12 protein-coding genes and 2 pseudogenes are annotated in these 17,688 nt (G+C 57.6%); 5 read left to right on the top strand and 9 right to left on the bottom strand.

Annotated features, from left to right (window positions below; translation table 11 throughout):
* Positions 1-3: 3 nt before the first annotated feature.
* From BLW24_RS11430 to BLW24_RS11410, 5 genes and pseudogenes are all read right to left on the bottom strand, one after another.
* On the bottom strand, positions 4-2,088 hold the full coding sequence (locus BLW24_RS11430; protein WP_090387706.1) for a type IV pilus secretin PilQ: 2,085 nt from the start codon (positions 2,086-2,088) through the stop codon (positions 4-6).
* Between the two features lie 55 nt (positions 2,089-2,143).
* Positions 2,144-2,664 (bottom strand): annotated as a pseudogene (gene pilP, locus BLW24_RS11425) (type 4a pilus biogenesis lipoprotein PilP).
* On the bottom strand, positions 2,661-3,284 hold the full coding sequence (gene pilO, locus BLW24_RS11420) for a type 4a pilus biogenesis protein PilO (RefSeq protein ID WP_090380564.1): 624 nt from the start codon (positions 3,282-3,284) through the stop codon (positions 2,661-2,663). The pseudogene pilP and the gene pilO overlap by 4 nt, the downstream one beginning before the upstream one ends.
* A complete protein-coding gene (gene pilN, locus BLW24_RS11415; RefSeq protein WP_090380561.1) occupies positions 3,281-3,853 on the bottom strand; it encodes a type 4a pilus biogenesis protein PilN in 573 nt (190 codons plus the stop codon). Before pilN ends, pilO begins: the two co-directional genes overlap by 4 nt.
* The gene (locus BLW24_RS11410) at positions 3,853-4,917 is read right to left on the bottom strand and encodes a pilus assembly protein PilM (protein WP_090380558.1); all 1,065 of its coding nucleotides are present in this window, start codon (positions 4,915-4,917) and stop codon (positions 3,853-3,855) included. The genes pilN and BLW24_RS11410 overlap by 1 nt, the downstream gene beginning before the upstream one ends.
* Positions 4,918-5,102: 185 nt before the next feature.
* Between BLW24_RS11410 and BLW24_RS11405 the strand changes: the two genes are divergently transcribed.
* Positions 5,103-7,517 carry a penicillin-binding protein 1A gene (locus tag BLW24_RS11405; protein WP_420874988.1) on the top strand — a complete coding sequence of 805 codons (2,415 nt, stop codon included), beginning with the start codon at positions 5,103-5,105 and terminating at the stop codon, positions 7,515-7,517.
* Between the two features lie 96 nt (positions 7,518-7,613).
* Here BLW24_RS11405 and BLW24_RS11400 read toward each other — a convergent pair whose 3' ends face one another.
* The 4 genes from BLW24_RS11400 to rpmE all read right to left on the bottom strand — a co-directional run bounded on the left by BLW24_RS11400 (position 7,614) and on the right by rpmE (position 11,403).
* Positions 7,614-8,882, bottom strand: a complete 1,269-nt coding sequence (locus tag BLW24_RS11400) for a malic enzyme-like NAD(P)-binding protein (protein WP_090380552.1) — start codon at positions 8,880-8,882, stop codon at positions 7,614-7,616.
* Positions 8,883-8,984: 102 nt separating this feature from the next.
* Positions 8,985-10,424 (bottom strand): M48 family metalloprotease, encoded by a 1,440-nt coding sequence (locus BLW24_RS11395; RefSeq protein WP_090380549.1) that lies wholly within the window; start codon positions 10,422-10,424, stop codon positions 8,985-8,987.
* A complete protein-coding gene (locus BLW24_RS11390; RefSeq protein ID WP_090387705.1) occupies positions 10,421-11,161 on the bottom strand; it encodes a thermonuclease family protein in 741 nt (246 codons plus the stop codon). Before BLW24_RS11390 ends, BLW24_RS11395 begins: the two co-directional genes overlap by 4 nt.
* Before the next feature lie 26 nt (positions 11,162-11,187).
* Positions 11,188-11,403: a 50S ribosomal protein L31 gene (rpmE, locus tag BLW24_RS11385; protein ID WP_090249983.1), complete on the bottom strand. Its 216-nt coding sequence runs from the start codon at positions 11,401-11,403 to the stop codon at positions 11,188-11,190.
* 156 nt (positions 11,404-11,559) lie between these two features.
* Here rpmE and BLW24_RS11380 point away from each other — a divergent pair, with 156 nt between their 5' ends.
* The 4 genes and pseudogenes from BLW24_RS11380 (at position 11,560) to BLW24_RS11365 (ending at position 17,656) form a co-directional block, all read left to right on the top strand.
* On the top strand, positions 11,560-13,779 hold the full coding sequence (locus tag BLW24_RS11380; RefSeq protein WP_090380545.1) for a primosomal protein N': 2,220 nt from the start codon (positions 11,560-11,562) through the stop codon (positions 13,777-13,779).
* Positions 13,780-13,853: 74 nt separating this feature from the next.
* Positions 13,854-14,834, top strand: a complete 981-nt coding sequence (locus tag BLW24_RS11375; protein WP_090375326.1) for an IS5 family transposase — start codon at positions 13,854-13,856, stop codon at positions 14,832-14,834.
* Between the two features lie 283 nt (positions 14,835-15,117).
* Positions 15,118-16,497 carry an ATP-dependent RNA helicase DbpA gene (gene dbpA, locus BLW24_RS11370; protein WP_090380542.1) on the top strand — a complete coding sequence of 460 codons (1,380 nt, stop codon included), beginning with the start codon at positions 15,118-15,120 and terminating at the stop codon, positions 16,495-16,497.
* A gap of 65 nt (positions 16,498-16,562) precedes the next feature.
* A pseudogene (locus BLW24_RS11365) lies at positions 16,563-17,656 on the top strand (diguanylate cyclase domain-containing protein).
* Positions 17,657-17,688 lie beyond the last annotated feature (32 nt).

Below are 17,688 nucleotides of genomic sequence, written 5' to 3'. Positions count from 1 at the left end.
GAATCAACGACTCACCGCAACGGCTTGATTGTTCATGATGCGCGGCGTCAGGAAAACAAGTAGTTCAGACTTTTGCTCTTTAACAGTATCGCGCCTGAACAACCTGCCCAAATAAGGCAACTCACCCAAGAAAGGAACTTTATCTACAGACTTTGCCTGCGTATTAGAGAAAACACCACCAATAACAATGGTCTCACCATCACTAACCAAAACCTTCGCATTCACCTCATTCTTATCTATGGGCGGGACTCCGTTTAGCGCCCGATCAAAATTAGGCGCATCTTTTGTTACTTTTACTTCCATAATTATACGATTGTCAGGCGTAATCTGAGGCGTAACCTCCAGTGAAAGCGCTGCCTCTTTGAAAGATGTAGTACTGGCGCCACTAGAACTAGCCTCTTGATAAGGAATCTCTGAGCCTTTTAGAATCTTGGCCGTTTCCTTGTCAGAAGTCACCACTTTAGGCTGAGAGACGATTTCACCGTTACCAGTTTTTTCCATGGCAGAGAGCTCAAGATCCAAAATAGTATTATCTGTTATAAAGCCAATGCCAATCCCAGAACTAGCACCTTCAACGCCAAGGTCCACAAAATTACCAAGAGATGGCGCAGGATTCTGAACGCCTGGGTTCTGACCATAGCCAGGAGCACCAACGCGATTACCACCACTACCGCCAACCACAAAATTACTGTTACCTACGCGCGCACCACGCCAATTAACACCAAGGGCCTTATCGTAATCAACGTTCGCCTCAACAATTCTTGCCTCAATCATTACCTGACGAACAGCGACATCCAACTGGGAAACTATACGACGGAGCTCATCTAAACGGGCTTGTGTTTGATAGGCAATAATGCTGTTAGTTCTATCATCAACCGTTATGGATCCGCGATCATCCGCAGTGCCATCTGCACTTGTTACGGACTGAAAAAGCTTTGCCATATCGGATGCCTTGGCATAATTCACCTGAATCAGCTCACGACGCAAAGGCGCCAGCTCAGCAATTTGCTTTTGCGATTCAAGCTCCTGCCTCTCACGCGCAGCTATTTCATCCGCAGGAGCTACAAGAAGCACGTTACCTATTTTCCGCTTATCTAAACCTTTCGTTTTTAGGACAAGATCCAAAGCCTGATCCCACGGAACATTCTGCAACCGAAGTGTAATATTTCCAGTAACAGTATCACTAGCAACCAAGTTCAAGTCGGTGAAATCCGCAATTAACTGCAAAACTGATCGAACATCGACATCTTGAAAGTTAAGGGAAAGTTTCTCACCGGCATAAGCAAAGCTGTCGGCTTTACGCTTCTCAGCCTCAGACTGAGTCAACGGCTTAACACTTAAAGTTAACTTATTATCCGTCTGGTATGCCAAGTAGTCATAAACACCAGACGATTCAATGACAACAGTAACCTTATCAGACGTACTAGTAGTACTTACATAATGTACTGGAGTAGCAAAGTCCCTCACGTCAAGCTTCACACGAAGAGACTCCGGCAACTGTGTCTTGGCAAAATCTAAGCGAATTTTACCACCTTGATCTTGTATATCAGGACTTATGGACGCATCAGACAAGGTTATAACCACATTCCCCTCGCCCTGCTCGCCACGCTGAAAATCTATATTGTTAATTCCCCTCACTTGTGGAGAGTATTTCTTCGCGGAAACAACGGGCTTAGCAGCAGAACCGGTCGCCGCAGCCTGAATTTTAGAGCTCTCGCCCACCACAACAAAGAGACTGTTGCCCTCTGCGCGAGCGTGGTACGGAGAAAGACTCGATAGGTTAATTACAAGCCGAGTACGATCTTTCGCCTCAACCACGGTGACACTACGAGCGCTACCAACACCGAGCTCTTTATTTTTCACACCTAACTTGCTCGAAACACCAGGCAAGTCAAGCGCAATACGTGCAGGCTGCTCGATTGTATAACCACGAGGGGCAAGCACAGGCTCATCAAAAGTCAACTTCAACTCAACGCGATCCCCCGGCAAAGCCGCAACATCAAGCGCCATTAAATCAGCAGCCATCAACGACGGAGAAAGAAGCGCGGCAAGAAGAGGGAGACCAATAAAAGAAGGGGATATGTTCATAATCATATTCCACTGAGCAGATCGGTTATTCTTTTTCATATTCATTCCGCCCTAGTTAAGAGCGCTCCTTTAGAGACAGGCTACGCGGCCGTTCTAACCAACCGCCCTCACCATCCGGAACGATTTCGATTACATCAATTTTAGATTCATCTATAGCAAGTATTCGCCCATGGTTTCGGCCGAGATAATCACCCACCCGAACCCGATGAACCCCCCAGCACCACTCACCAACGCAAAAGTGCCAGCATCATTAGCCAAGGTGCCGACCATTACAAAGGCTTCTATATTGAAACCTTCAAGAAATTGCTTAGTGCGTGTTTCATCGGGCTTTATGTCTTTAGAACCTTTCTGCCGATCCACCATCTCCAACTTGACTGGAGGTTGAAATGGACTTCTCAACGCAGCAGCGCTATACGCAAAGCTTTCATAAGGTTGAAATTTTGGCAACGGTTCAACTTCACCTTTAGGACGCGCACGCACCTCATCCATATACGTTTGGATATCTGAAAAATCACCACCGCCGCACCCGGAGACAGCCAAAATTGAAAGCACAAGTACAGACCTGAAGAACATCATTGTGCGCCCCCCTTATCATTGTAACGATAAGTTTTGGCCAATATGCTCATGCGCAACTTAGACGAACCATCAGCACTAGCCGGCACAAGATCAAAGTCATGTAACGTAACAATTCGTGGAAGGCTTGCAACACCACTGACAAAGGTAGCCAAATCATGGTATGCCCCCACAACAGTTATTTGAATAGGCAGCTCTATATAAAACTGCTGAGCAGCCTCAGGCAACAACTTAATCCCTTCAAACTCCAAGCCACTACCAAGCCCCGTCCTCGTTATGTCCTCCAGCAGCCCAGGGACTTCAGTATCACTTGGTAGCTGCTTCAAAAGCGCGCCAAATGAAACCTCCATTTCTTGCATTTGATCTTTGTAGGCATCAAGGTTTGCAGCCTGAAAAGCCTTACTTGAAAACTGTTCTTTTAGGGCAATTTCTTCAGCCTTTTTCCCATCTAACTGAATCTGCAGATCCTTAAGGTGAAAATTGTAACCCAATGCAACAACTGCAAGCAGCAGCAAAACACCCGAAATAAACTTTACCGCTGCCGGCCAAGAACCAACATTATTAAAATCAAGATCATTTAAATCAATTTGCCTCAGGCTTTCTAAAGAATCATTAAGACTCATTGCTTAGCCCCCTCTACCGCAAGCACCGGCTGTGTCTGCTGCACACTTAGCTGAAACACATTAGCCTGATCAACCGCACCCGCCGTCACAGACTTAACCTCAGTAAGATTTGGCGCAGTCAGCCATTCCGATGCGTCTAAATTCCGCATCAGGTTCGAAACACGATTGTTCGACTCAGCAGCGCCAACAATAGCGATATTTTTTGCGGTCATTTTTACGCCAGTAAAATAAACACCATCAGGCAATGTTCTAACTAACTGATCAAAGACACGACCAATGACCGGCCGGTTACCTTGCAAATCCTGAATAATTTTCATCCGTTCAAGAAGTTGTTGGCGACGGGTTTTCAATTCACTGATTTCTTTAATCCGAGCATCCAGAACAGCAATTTCCTTACGGACGAACTCATTCCGGGCATCCTGCTGCTCAATTGCACCATTGAGATACTGATCCCCGAGAAATACAGCGCCTGCAGCAACAACAAAAACCCCCGCAAGCGTTACTAAAAATCGCTGCTTGCGCTCTTCGCGCAGCTGCTCGCGCCAGGGTAGAAGGTTAATCCGCGCCATTAGTCGAAACTCCTCATCGCCAGCCCACAGGCAATCATCAAGGCAGGCGCATCACCGGCGAGCGCACCTGCGTTGACCTTGCCACTCAGCGCCATTTCAGCGAATGGATTGGCGACCAATGTCTGGGTGCCTATTTTTTGCTGAATCAAACGATCAAGATCGGGAATCGACGCGGTGCCGCCAGCCAGCAAGATGTAGTCAACATCATTGAACTGACCAGCAGCGAAGAAGAACTGTAGCGAACGAGCCACCTGCTGAACTACAGCCTCTTTGAATGGCTGCAACACCTCACTGTCATAGTCGTCCGGCAAGCCGCCTTGCTTCTTGGCCAGCCCAGCTTCTTCAACAGACAGACCATAACGACGCTGAATTTCTTCGGTGAGTTGCTTACCGCCAAACAGCTGCTCACGGGTATAGATAGTGCGACCATTGCGCAACACGCTCAGCGTGGTCATGGTGGCACCGATATCGACAATGGCAACTGTCAGCTCATCGCGACCACCGCCAAGCTGCTCGATCAACAGACCGTATGCACGCTCAAGGGCATAGGCTTCAACGTCGACAACCTTGGCGGTTAAACCGGCCAGCGCCAACGCCGCTTCGCGCACTTCGACGTTTTCCTTGCGGCACGCTGCAAGCAGCACTTCAACGCGATCGGCATTGCGCGGTGATGCGCCTTGCACCTCAAAGTCGATTGCGACTTCTTCCAGCGGATAGGGAATGTACTGGTCGGCTTCGATCTTCAGCTGATTTTCAAGCTCATCATCGGAAAGCCCAGCTTCCATTTCGATGGTCTTGGTAATCACTGCCGAGCCTGCCACCGCCACTGCAACGGTTTTCACGCCGCTTTTGGCTTTAGCAAGTACGCGCGAAAGCGCCTGACCCACCCCTTCCAGTTCGGCGATGTTCTTTTCGACCACCGCATTTGGTGGGAGCGGCTCGACTGCGTAAGCCTCTACCTTGTAGCGGCTTCCGGAGCGGCTCAATTCGAGGAGCTTGACGGAGGTCGAACTGATATCGATCCCGAGTAGCGTATTCGCTTTCTTATTGAAGAGCCCTAGCACGACCGATTTCCTATTGGCATCCGCGACTTACGGACTATTTATGTTTTTTCACATTAAATAACAGTCTTGACAGAAGCGCAAATGGCTACCCAGCAAAAAAACCGCTTATAATGTGATCAGTTTTTCTCTTTTAACCTTGTGTCCCGCTTAACTCGTTCTTTATATCTGGAAATCCAAAAATCTTGATGCGTCTTTTGCGTTTTTTCTGCTGGTCTGGCCTCACCGCTTTTTGTGGCCTGGTACTCAGTTTCAGCGGGGCCTTCCTCTATCTTAGCCCCAGCCTCCCATCCGTCGAATCTTTGCGCAGTATTCAACTGCAGATTCCTCTGCGTGTTTACAGTAGCGACGCCAAGCTGATTGCCGAATTCGGTGAAATGCGCCGCTCGCCAATCGCCTTCGCGGACATCCCCCAAGACTTCATCAGCGCCTTGCTGGCAGCTGAGGACGACAATTTTGCCAATCATTATGGCGTCGACCTTACCAGCCTGATGCGCGCTGCAACGCAAATCTTGAAAAGCGGGCAGATTCAAACGGGCGGCAGCACCATTACCATGCAGGTCGCGAAGAACTTCTTCCTTACCAGCGAGAGAAGTTTCTCGCGCAAGATCAACGAGATACTTCTGGCTCTGCAAATTGAACGGGAGCTCAGTAAGAACGAGATTCTTGAACTTTATGTGAACAAGATTTACCTCGGAAATCGCGCTTACGGTATTGAAGCGGCCGCGCAGGTTTATTACGGCAAATCCATTCGTGACGTCAGCCTTTCGCAAATGGCGATGATTGCCGGCCTGCCGAAAGCGCCTTCGCGCTTCAACCCGCTGGTCAACCCGACCCGCGCTCTGGAACGCCGCGACTGGATTCTCGGGCGCATGCACAGCCTTGGCCGTATCGACCAGCAGCGTTATGAAGAAGCCCTGGCCGAGCCGATCAACGTCAGTTACCACGTTCCAACGCCTGAACTGGTAGCTCCCTATATTGCTGAGATGGCGCGCGCCGAGATGGTTGGGCGCTATGGCAGCGAGGCGTACACCGAAGGCTTTAACGTCACCACCACAGTGCCCAGCGACCTGCAGCTGGCGGCCAACACTGCCGTACGCGAAGGCCTGATTACCTACGATCAGCGCCACGGCTATCGCGGCCCGGAAAGCCGCCTACCAGGTATGACCAAGGAAAACTGGCAAGCCGAACTGAGCAAGCAAACCGCTCTCGGCGGCTTGGAACCAGCCATTGTCACTGGCGTGGAAAAAAGCGGAATCATGGTCCTGCTGCGCAACGGTGAAGAGCATGCAGTGGCCTGGGACAGCATGAAATGGGCACGGCCATTTCTGAACACCAACAGTCTCGGCCCACGGCCACAGCAACCCGCTGACGTCAGCCAGATTGGCGACCTGATCCGCGTGCAACGCCAGGAAGACGGCAGCCTGCGCTTCGTTCAACTGCCCGCGGCGCAGAGCGCTCTGGTATCGCTGGATCCGAATAGCGGCGCCATTCGCGCCCTGGTCGGCGGTTTCTCATTTGAGCAGAGCAACTACAACCGCGCCGCACAAGCCAAACGTCAGCCGGGCTCAAGCTTCAAGCCCTTCGTTTACAGTGCTGCGTTGGATAAAGGCTATACCGCCGCCACATTGGTCAATGACGCGCCGATCGTGTTTGCCGACGATGCGCTGTCGCAGGTATGGCGGCCGAAGAATGACAACAACACCTTCCTCGGACCGATCCGCCTGCGCGAGGCCTTGTACCGTTCACGCAACCTGGTTTCCATTCGCCTGCTGCAGGACCTCGGTATCGACGGCACACTGAGCTATATCGAGCGCTTTGGTTTTGAAAAGAAAGACCTGCCGCCCAATCTGTCTTTGGCACTAGGCACGGCGAGCCTGACACCAATGGAAATCGCCGAAGGCTGGAGTGTATTCGCCAGCGGCGGCTACAAGACCGAGCCTTACCTGATTGAACGGATTGAGGACCGCACCGGCAAACAGCTGTTCAACGCCAACCCCGCACAACCCCCAACCGGCATTGCCCTGCGCGCAGAGCAGAGCAGCGCCGTGCAACTCAGTGTCGGCGACCAGCCCCTGCCACCTGAGCCGGTGCTGGCCGAGCAGATCATCGATGAGCGCACCGCGTACATCATGACCAGCATGCTCCAGGACGTAATCAAGCGCGGTACTGGCCGCCGTGCCATGGCCCTGGGTCGTGATGACCTGGCAGGCAAAACCGGCACCACCAACGAGTCGAAAGACAGCTGGTTCTCCGGTTACAACGCCGACTACATCACCACCGTCTGGGCCGGCTTCGACCAGCCGGAAAGCCTTGGACGCAACGAGTATGGCGGCACAGTGGCTCTGCCAATCTGGATGAGCTATATGGCCGCTGCTCTAAAGGACAAGCCCAGCCATCTTCTGGCAGAGCCCGAAGGTCTGCTGACCCTGCGCATCGATCCACACAGCGGCCGCGCGGCCACACCGGATACACCAGAAGCTTATTTCGAGCTGTTCAAGAGTGAGGATTCGCCGCCCCCCATGGGCGAGTTTGAACCTGGCATGTATATCCCTGGCAGCCCGCTGCCCGCCGACGAATTGGCGCCCATCGACCTGTTCTAGCTAACTCGCCGCCCATAGCGGCGGCCTTACAAGCAGGAAATTGCCCCAATAAAAAACCCGCCAAAGCGGGTTTTTTATTGCTCTTGAGCTAAGCGATTAGCCGTTGAACACGTCGTTGACCGACTGCAGCGGGTAATGCTTCGGATACGGCAGAGTCGCCACACCGCTTTCAATTGCGGCCTTGGCCACGGCATCGCAAACCACAGTGATCAGGCGTGGATCCATCGGCTTCGGAATGATGTACTCGCGACCGAACGACAAGGCAATGCCGCCGTAGGCATCACAGACTTCCTGCGGCACCGGCAGTTTGGCCAGGTCACGCAGAGCCAGGGCAGCAGCGATCTTCATTTCTTCGTTGATGCGGGTCGCGCGAACGTCCAGCGCACCACGGAAGATGAACGGGAAGCCCAGCACGTTGTTGACCTGGTTCGGGTAGTCGGAACGACCGGTGGCCATGATCACGTCGTTACGTACTTCATGAGCCAGTTCTGGCTTGATTTCCGGATCCGGGTTGGAGCAGGCGAACACGATCGGATTAGCCGCCATACGCTTGAGGTCTTCAGGGGCCAACAGGTTGGCACCCGACAGACCGACGAATACATCAGCACCCTCCAGGGCATCAGACAGGGTGCGCTTATCGGTTTCGCTGGCAAATACCGCCTTGTACTGATTGAGGTCATCACGACCGGCGTGGATCACGCCTTTGCGGTCGATCATAAAGATGTTCTCGACCTTGGCGCCCATGCTCACCAGCAGCTTCATGCAGGAGATTGCGGCAGCACCAGCACCCAGGCAGACGATCTTGGCATCTGGCAGAGTCTTGCCGGCGATTTCCAAGGCGTTGAGCATGCCAGCCGCGGTGACGATAGCGGTGCCGTGCTGGTCATCGTGGAACACCGGAATGTCGCACTGTTCGATCAGCGTGCGTTCAATTTCAAAGCACTCAGGGGCCTTGATGTCTTCCAGGTTGATGCCACCAAAGGTGATCGAGATACGACGTACGGTGTCGATAAAGGCCTGCGGGCTTTCGGACTCGACTTCGATGTCGAATACGTCGATACCAGCAAAGCGCTTGAACAGCACGCCTTTACCTTCCATCACAGGCTTGGAAGCCAGCGGGCCGAGATCGCCGAGACCGAGAATAGCGGTACCGTCAGAAATGACTGCCACCAGATTGCCTTTGCCGGTGTAGCGGTACGCCAGTTCCGGATCACGCGCGATTTCGCGCACAGGCTCAGCGACGCCCGGGCTGTAGGCCAGGGACAGATCGCGTGCGGTTGCGGTGGGCTTGGTTAGCTCGACACTCAGCTTACCCGGACGGGGATTGGCGTGATATTCGAGAGCGGCTGTTTTCAAATCAGACATGTTGGCATTTCCGCTTTGGGCTGTTGAACAGGCAGGCGGCCGAGGATACGCAAGTTGTATACAGCTGCACAAGACTGGCAAGTCCGTATGCGCACGCAGGCCCTAGCGCACGACCTTCAGCCAGTCGCCAGCACGCGGCTGACCTGACGGGTAAAGGTTATTCAGCAGGCGCAGGGTCTTCAGCGCATCCCCCGGCAACTTGCTGCCCTTGGCCAGCGCCTCGATGGTTTGTCCCGGCTTGGCCTTGACCATCTGCAAACGCAGCGGCTGCGCCTGCTGGTACTCGGCACGGGTCATCGGCCGAAAGCTTTTGATCACGCGGAGAAACTGCTCATCCTGGCTTTCCAGCGAGGCGCGACCACGCACCGCAGCGACAAACAGGTAAAGCCGTGGGCCATGCTGAATAACCGCCACGCGCTTGGCGGCATTGCCTGGAAGCACCGCGCTATAGCCCTTGAGGCCGGCCTGCTGCAACTCGACGCCAGCCACCAACCTCTGACCGCCGACGCGCTGGCGCAACAGCTCAGCCGGCGTCAGATTTTGCGGATTGTCTTCCAGGGTCATCGCGATAAATGCCTGCTGGTCGGCGGTATGACCGATCAGCGCATCTGGGCGGTTGACCAGATCCCAGCCTTGGGGAAACACAAGAGTAAAGTTCAGATCAGCATGGTAGAACCGCTGGCCGCGACGCACACCGGTTTCGGCGGAATCGCCAAAGGGCAAACCGTCCAGGTGCTTGAGAAAAGCATCGCGATTGACCTCCTGCTGCCCGGTAGCCAAGGCCCGCGCCGGCCCCAGCACCTGCTGCAAGCGCCGATCGTTATCCGGATGGGTATCAAACAGCCCGTGGTAACCACCCGCAGGCTGCGCCTCACCGCGCGCGGCAGCCTGGTCACGGGCAAAGTTTTCCTGACTCTTCAGCACCTTGACCACTTCAATCATCGCCTGCGGGTCATAGCCGCTTCGCGCCAGGTACTGCGCGCCGAGGCCATCAGCCTCCAGCTCCATATCGCGGCCATAGCCACGGACAAAAGCGCTACCCAGTACGCTGGTGACATCGGCAGCGGCACCCACGCCAGTGCCAACCGCCACGGCCTGGCCGAGCAAGCCCCAGGCAGTGGACTGGCTTTGCTGCTGCACGCTGTGCCGCGCGGTGACGTGGCCCACCTCGTGACCAAGCACTGCGGCCAGTTCGGCTTCCGAGCTGAGATAGGCCAGCAGCCCGCGATGGATATAGATATAGCCGCCCGGCAAGGCAAAGGCGTTGATGTCCGGGCTATCGACCACGGTGAACTGATAGGCCAACTGGTTACGGTGGCTGTTCTTCGCCACCCGCTCACCGATCTGCTGCACATAAGCCTGCAACTTTTCGTCGGCGTAACGCGGATTTTCCTTGAGGATCTGCTGGTTGTAACGACGGCCGAGGTCGAGATCCTGTTGCTCGCTCATCATCACGAAGTCACTGCGACCGGTAGCCGGATTGACCGCACAACCTGCCAGCTGCATCAGCAGGACAAACAGCATCAGTACGCGCAGGATCATGGCAACACCTCCAACATGGCCTGATCGGTCAATGGCAGCATCCAGCGCGCCTGCCCCGCACGCAAGCCGCCACGCCTGGAACGGTCGATGACCCAGCCGCGAACCTCGACCTGGCGACCTTCAAGGTTTTCGACAGCACGCAGATCAAAATTGCTCAACCCCCGGGGAGCGATATGCAGCACCAGCGAATCGCCCATTTCCAGCCACAGGCCGCCGCCATTGCGCTCGACACGTTCAACCTGGCCTTGCAGCAGAGCAAAGCCGCCGCTTTTCAACTGTTCGGCGGCTTGCTGGCACTGCACCAGCGCCAGATTAGGCGCAACCGCCACCTGATAGCCCAAGCCTTCGGCCAGCAACTGCGCCTCCAGATTGCGGCCACGGCTGTCATAGGCATGCGCCAGGGTACGCCCGTAGTGGTCCTTGGCCTGCCGACCAAGCTGCAAGGTCACCCGGTCATAACTGGCCGCTACCAGCGCCTGCAGGCGCTTGCGCGCTGCCTCGGCAAAAGGCTCGGCGGAACGCCCCTGCCGGCCCATCTCCGGGCTATTCAAGCCGATCAAACGCACTGTGCGGCCATCGACCAGACGCAGAGTGTCGCCGTCCACCACCCGCTGCACCTTGGCGCTGGGCAAGTTGCCCGGTGTCGGACAGAACGCCAGAGCACCGCCGGCATAAACGCCGAAAACGAAAAAGGCGCCCACAAGGGACGCCTTTTTCAGTAGCGCGGTGCAACCCATGCGGGTCTGCATCGCTGCGCGCAAGCTTACTGCTTGGCGCCGAACATGCCGAAACGCTGCTTGAAGCGATCAACACGGCCGCCGGTATCCAGCATTTTCTGCTTGCCGGTGTAGAACGGGTGGCACTCGTTGCACACGTCCAGGCTCAGTGGCTTGGCCAGGGTGGAGCGAGTTTCGATCACGTTGCCACAGCTGCAAGTGGCGGTGACGGCTACATAGTTCGGGTGGATATCGGCTTTCATGATGATTCCTCAGGGCTGTCGTGCCGCCACCAGACACTATTGTCAGGTACCGCACGGAAATAGGCCGGCGATAATACCAGAGCACCGCCGCGACGCAAGGCCGGCCGTCGACTGGCCGCATGCTAAGATCGCGCCCTGCAACCAGGAGCCTATCGTTTGCCCGACGTTATTTTGCGCCTCGCCTTGCCCTCGCCGCTGCGCCGCCTGTTCGACTACCGCGCCCCGCCCGGTGTGCCGCGCAGCGCCTTGCAACCCGGCGCGCGACTGCGCGTGCCGTTTGGCCGACGCGAAATGATCGGCATCCTGATCGAGCTGACCGAGCACAGCGACGTGCCGGCCGACAAACTCAAGCCCGCCCTGCAGTTGCTTGACGCCCAGTCGCCACTGCCGCCCGCACTGTTCAAGCTGTGCCTGTGGACCGCGCAGTATTACCAGCACAGCCTGGGCGACACCCTGAGCTGGGCGCTGCCGGTACTGCTGCGCCAGGGCGAGCCGGCGGAAGTGCGCCAGCAGCGCTTCTGGTCGGTCACACCCGGCGCACAACTGGACGATCCACGCCTGAGCCGCGCACCGCGCCAGCGCGACGCCCTGAAAACCCTGGCCCAGCACCCCCACGGCGTTGCCCATGCACTGCTGAGCAAACTGCAGCTGAACAAGGACAGCCTCGACCTGCTGCTGGAAAAGGGCCTGGTGCAGATTGACGTGCGCCGCCATGCGCCAAGCGAGCGCCACGCCAACTGGCTGGCGCAGCCGGAACTGCCACTGAATGCCGAACAGCGCACGGCCAGCGAAACGATCCGCTCAGGTTTCGGCAGTTTCAACGCTTTTCTTCTCGCCGGGGTGACCGGCAGCGGCAAGACCGAGGTGTACCTGCAGCTGATTCGCGAAACCCTGGAGGCCGGCAAGCAGGCCCTGGTGCTGATCCCGGAGATCAACCTTGGGCCGCAGACCTTGGCGCGCTTCGAGCAACGCTTCAACGCCCGCATTGCCCTGCTGCACTCGGCGGTCAATGACCGCGAACGCCTGGACGCCTGGCTGGCGGCGCGTGATGGCGAGGCCGACATCATCATCGGCACCCGCTCGGCACTGTTCACCCCGATGCAGCGGCCGGGGCTGATCATTATCGACGAGGAACACGACGCCTCCTATAAACAACAGGAAGGCCTGCGCTACCACGCCCGCGACCTGGCGGTGGTGCGCGCGCATCAGGAAAACATCCCGATCGTGCTGGGCTCGGCCACGCCCTCGCTGGAAAGCCTGCACAACGCCCACAACGGCCGTTACGCCCTGCTGCATCTGCATGAACGCGCCGGCGGCGCCAAGCAGCCGCGCTTTCTGCGCCTGGATGTGAAAAGCCGACCGCTGGATTCTGGCATCTCCGGCCCCATGCAACAGGCGATCGCCCAAACCCTGCAGGCCGGCCAGCAGGTGCTGGTGTTCCTCAACCGCCGCGGCTTTGCCCCGACCCTGCTCTGCCACGACTGCGGCTGGCTATCCGAGTGTCCGCGCTGCGACGCGCGGATGACCGTGCACCAGCGCTCACGCGAGCTGCGCTGCCACCACTGCGGCCACGTCGAGCGCCAGCCGAGCAACTGCCCGAAGTGCAATAACGTCGACCTACGCCCGGTCGGCGCCGGCACCGAGCGCGCCGAAGAACGCCTGGAGATTCTCTTCCCCGACGTGCCGGTCTTGCGCGTCGACCGCGACAGCACCTCGCGCAAGGAGGCCATGACCACCCTGTTCAACACCGTGCAGCGCGGCGAGCCGTGCATCCTGGTCGGCACACAGATGCTCGCCAAGGGTCACCACTTCCCCCGCGTGACCCTGGTGGCGATTCTCGATGCCGATGGCGGTCTGTTTTCCGCCGACTTCCGTGCCAGCGAGCGCATGGCTCAGCTGATTGTGCAGGTGGCCGGGCGCGCCGGCCGCGCCGAGGAACCGGGCAAGGTGATTATCCAGAGCCACCTGGCCGACCATCCTTTATTGGTGCAGCTGACCGAGCAGGGCTACTTCGCCTTCGCCGAACAGGCCCTGAGCGAGCGCCGCAGCGCCGGCCTGCCGCCATTCTGCCACCTGGCCCTGCTGCGCGCCGAAGCGCACAAACCCGGCCAGGCCGAAGGCTTTCTCGACGACGCCTGCACGGAAGCCGAGCTGTTGCTGAACGAGCTGAAACTCAGCGGCATCGAACTACTCGGCCCGGTCCCCGCACCGATGGAGCGCCGTGCCGGTCGTTACCGCGCGCAGTTGCTGGTGCAAGCCAACGCCCGCGCGCCGCTGCACCGCCTGCTCAACACCTGGATGCACGCCCTGGAACAGATGCCCAGCGGCCGCGCAGTACGCTGGTCATTGGACGTAGATCCCATCGACCTGTTCTAGAGCCTATAAGGATGGTCTGAAAAAGACTTCCTGATTTTGGCAAAATATCCGCACTCCACCCGCCGAGTTTTCCGATGAAGCAGATGACCTTCGCCGACGCCGAGTACGCCGGCAAGCGCAAGCAGACCCGCAAAGAATTGTTCCTGATCGAGATGGATCGGGTAGTGCCGTGGAAAGGGTTGATCGCTTTGATCGAGCCGCATTATCCAAAGGGTGAAGGCGGCCGACCGTCCTATCCGCTGATGGCGATGCTGCGAGTGCATCTGATGCAAAACTGGTTCGGTTACAGCGATCCGGCGATGGAAGAGGCGCTGTACGAGACCACCATCCTACGCCAGTTTGCCGGGCTGACTCTGGAGCGCATTCCTGACGAAACCACCATCCTCAACTTCCGCCGCTTGCTGGAAAAACACGAACTGGCTGCCGGCATCCTGGCCGTGATCAATGGCTACCTGGGTGACCGTGGTTTGTCGCTGCGCCAAGGCACCATCGTCGATGCCACGCTGATCAACGCGCCGAGTTCAACCAAGAACAAGAACGGTAAGCGTGACCCTGAGATGCACTCAACCAAGAAAGGCAATCAGTATTACTTCGGCATGAAGGCGCACATCGGGGTGGATGACGAGTCTGGCTTGGTGCACAGCGTGGTGGGTACTGCCGCCAACGTGGCGGATGTCACCCAGGTCGATAAGCTGCTGCACGGCGAGGAAAACATGGTGGGGGCCGATGCCGGATATACCGGTGTCGAGAAGCGCCCCGAGCATGAGGGCCGTCAAGTGATCTGGCAGGTTGCAGCACGGCGTAGCACTTACAAGAAACTCGGTAAGCGCAGCGCGCTGTACAAAGCCAAGCGCAAAATCGAGAAGGCCAAGGCCCAAGTGCGAGCCAAGGTCGAGCATCCGTTTCGGGTGATCAAGCGTCAGTTCGGTTATGTGAAGACGCGCTTCCGTGGCCTGGTCAAAAACACGGCGCAACTGGTGACTTTATTCGCGCTGTCAAATCTGTGGATGGCGCGCCGACATTTACTGACGAATGCAGGAGAGGTGCGCCCGTAATGCTGGAAATGGCTGCCGCGAGGTGCTCGCGGCGGCTAAAAACACAGAAATGAGCCGGTAATCTGATCGTTTTTGATCGATTTATCACTTTCGAAATCAGCAGAGGCTGACGTCAGCCAGAAATGCATGGCTACTTCAGAGGATCCATAACGATCTGCTGCGTGTCGGCCCTGCCGCGTTAGAAACAGCTTCTACACATTGCAAAGACCGGCTGACCGTTAGAGCTAAGCCGCAGCAGCTAGCCTGTTACACTGCACGCCATTTCGTTTAGCAGGCCTGTACCGTGACCCACACCGCTTTCTCTTCTCTGCCGCTTTCCGCCGCCATGCTGGCCAACCTCGAGTCCCTCGGTTATACCGAGATGACCCCGATCCAGGCGCAGAGCCTGCCGGTAATGCTCAAGGGCATGGATCTGATTGCCCAGGCCAAGACTGGCAGCGGCAAGACCGCGGCCTTCGGCATCGGCCTGCTCAACCCGCTCAACCCACGCTACTTCGGCTGTCAGGCGCTGGTGCTGTGCCCGACCCGCGAGCTGGCCGACCAGGTGGCCAAGGAACTGCGCCGCCTGGCGCGCTCGGCAGACAACATCAAGATTCTCACCCTGTGCGGCGGTGTGCCGTTCGGCCCGCAGATCGGCTCACTGGAACACGGCGCGCAGATCATCGTCGGCACCCCGGGGCGCATCCAGCAGCACCTGAGCAAGGGCACCCTGAAGCTCGACGGCCTGAATACCCTGGTACTCGACGAAGCCGACCGCATGCTCGACATGGGCTTCTACGACAGCATCGCCGATATCATCGGGCAGACCCCGAGCCGTCGGCAGACCCTGCTGTTCTCCGCCACCTACCCGGCCGGGATCAAGCAACTGGCCGCGGCCTTTATGCGCGACCCGCAGCAGGTCAAGGCCGAGGCCCTGCACGACGACACGCAGATCGAGCAGCGCTTCTACGAAATCGCTCCGGAAGAGCGCCTGGACGCCGTGGTCAAGCTACTCAACAGCTTCCGCCCGCAGTCCTGCGTGGCCTTCTGCTTTACCAAGCAGCAGTGCCAGGACGTGGTCGACCACCTGACCGCCAAAGGCATCTCGGCCGCCGCACTGCATGGTGACCTGGAACAACGCGACCGTGACCAGGTGCTGGCGATGTTTGCCAACCGCAGCCTGTCGGTACTGGTGGCCACCGATGTCGCCGCCCGCGGCTTGGATATCGATGCGCTGGACATGGTGATCAACGTGGAACTGGCGCGCGACTCGGAAATTCACATTCACCGCGTCGGCCGCACCGGTCGTGCCGGTGAAAAGGGGCTGGCCATGAGCCTGGTAGCCCCTGCCGAAGGCCATCGCGCCCAGGCCATCGAAACCCTGCAAAGGGCGCCGCTCAACTGGCATCCACTGAGCAGCCTCAAACACCAGGGCGGCGCACCACTGCAGCCACCGATGATTACCCTGTGCATCGGTGCCGGGCGCAAAGACAAGCTGCGCCCCGGCGATATTCTCGGCGCCCTGACTGGCGAGGCTGGCATCCCTGGCGCGCAGGTCGGCAAGATCGCTATCTTCGACTTCCAGGCCTATGTGGCCGTTGAGCGCAGCGTGGCCATGCAGGCGCTCAAGTGCCTCAGCGAAGGCAAGATCAAGGGCCGCTCACTGCGTATTCGTACCCTATAGTTGCCTAATCGCACGAGCTAAATAGACGGCGCGCTAACGCTGCCAGCGACAGAGGAGTCCCCCCCTTGCGCAATATTCTGGTGATCGAAGACAGCCCACTGGTGCTGAAAATTCTCGAACATCTGTTTCGCAAGGAGACCGGCTTTCAGCCGATCTTCTGCGCCTCCATGGGCGAAGCCCAGGTGATGCTGGAAACCTCGGCCGAGCTGTTCTTCGCCGCCATCGTCGACCTCAACCTGCCGGACGCCCCGGACGGTGAGATTGTCGACGTGGTGATGAGCTATCACCTGCCCTGCATCGTGCTCAGCGGCACCTACAACGAGCAGCGCCGCGATCAGATGCGGCTCAAAGGCGTGGTCGACTACGTGCTCAAGGAAAGTCAGCACTCCTACGAGTACGCCTTCCGCCTGCTGCACCGCCTGGAAAGTAACAGCGAGGTGAAAATCCTTATTGCCGAGGACTCCGACGCCACCCGCCATTACATCCGCCACGTACTGACGCCGCGATGAAGCGCCACGAGCTGATCATTCTCGGCCTGTCCGCCGACACCAAGGGCTCGCTCAGCGCCAAGTTCATCAAGCACGGTGCCGATGACTTCCTGCGCAAACCCTTCTGCCCGGAAGAACTCAACTGTCGGGTGATGTCGACCCTGGAGCGCCGCGACCTGCTACGCGCCCTCAAGCAGGCCGCGCAGTTCGATGCCCTCACCGGCCTGAACAACCGCCGCGCCTTTTATGAGCACGGCCAGCAGCTGTTCCAGCAGGCCCGCTCCGGCGGGCGCGACCTCAGCGTGGCGATGCTCGATCTGGACTTCTTCAAGCGAATCAACGACGAACACGGCCATGCCAGCGGCGACGCGGCACTGATTGCCTTCTCCCGCGCGTTTTCCGCCGCCTTCCCCGACGCCCTGCTCGGCCGCCTGGGCGGTGAAGAGTTCGCCATGGTCAGCCAGCAGGATGCTGCGACCTTAAGCGACACCCTCGACCAGCTACGCAGCCATTGCGCTACCTTGAAGTACGCCATCGGCGCACCACCGCTGTCCTTCAGCGCCGGTATCTACAACGGCGCCCCGGATGATCTGGAAAGCCTGCTGCACCAGGCCGACCTGCGCTTGTATCAGGCCAAAAATCAGGGCCGCGGGCGTAACTGCTGGCAATAGCCAGCGCTGACTGACGATGCATCATCGACGCC

Source organism: Pseudomonas anguilliseptica (genome assembly GCF_900105355.1).
GTDB classification, from domain to species: Bacteria; Pseudomonadota; Gammaproteobacteria; order Pseudomonadales; family Pseudomonadaceae; genus Aquipseudomonas; species Aquipseudomonas anguilliseptica.
Note: the sequence above shows the minus strand (reverse complement) of the source record. Positions and strands in the feature narration are given on the sequence as shown.

Coding starts and splice junctions, on each gene's coding strand:
- BLW24_RS11430 (WP_090387706.1), bottom strand. CDS start 2,088: ATGAACATATCCCCTTCTTTTATTGGTCTCCCTCTTCTTGCCGCGCTT.
- pilO (WP_090380564.1), bottom strand. CDS start 3,284: ATGAGTCTTAATGATTCTTTAGAAAGCCTGAGGCAAATTGATTTAAAT.
- pilN (WP_090380561.1), bottom strand. CDS start 3,853: ATGGCGCGGATTAACCTTCTACCCTGGCGCGAGCAGCTGCGCGAAGAG.
- BLW24_RS11405 (WP_420874988.1), top strand. CDS start 5,103: ATGCGTCTTTTGCGTTTTTTCTGCTGGTCTGGCCTCACCGCTTTTTGT.
- BLW24_RS11400 (WP_090380552.1), bottom strand. CDS start 8,882: ATGTCTGATTTGAAAACAGCCGCTCTCGAATATCACGCCAATCCCCGT.
- BLW24_RS11395 (WP_090380549.1), bottom strand. CDS start 10,424: ATGATCCTGCGCGTACTGATGCTGTTTGTCCTGCTGATGCAGCTGGCA.
- BLW24_RS11390 (WP_090387705.1), bottom strand. CDS start 11,161: ATGGGTTGCACCGCGCTACTGAAAAAGGCGTCCCTTGTGGGCGCCTTT.
- rpmE (WP_090249983.1), bottom strand. CDS start 11,403: ATGAAAGCCGATATCCACCCGAACTATGTAGCCGTCACCGCCACTTGC.
- BLW24_RS11375 (WP_090375326.1), top strand. CDS start 13,854: ATGAAGCAGATGACCTTCGCCGACGCCGAGTACGCCGGCAAGCGCAAG.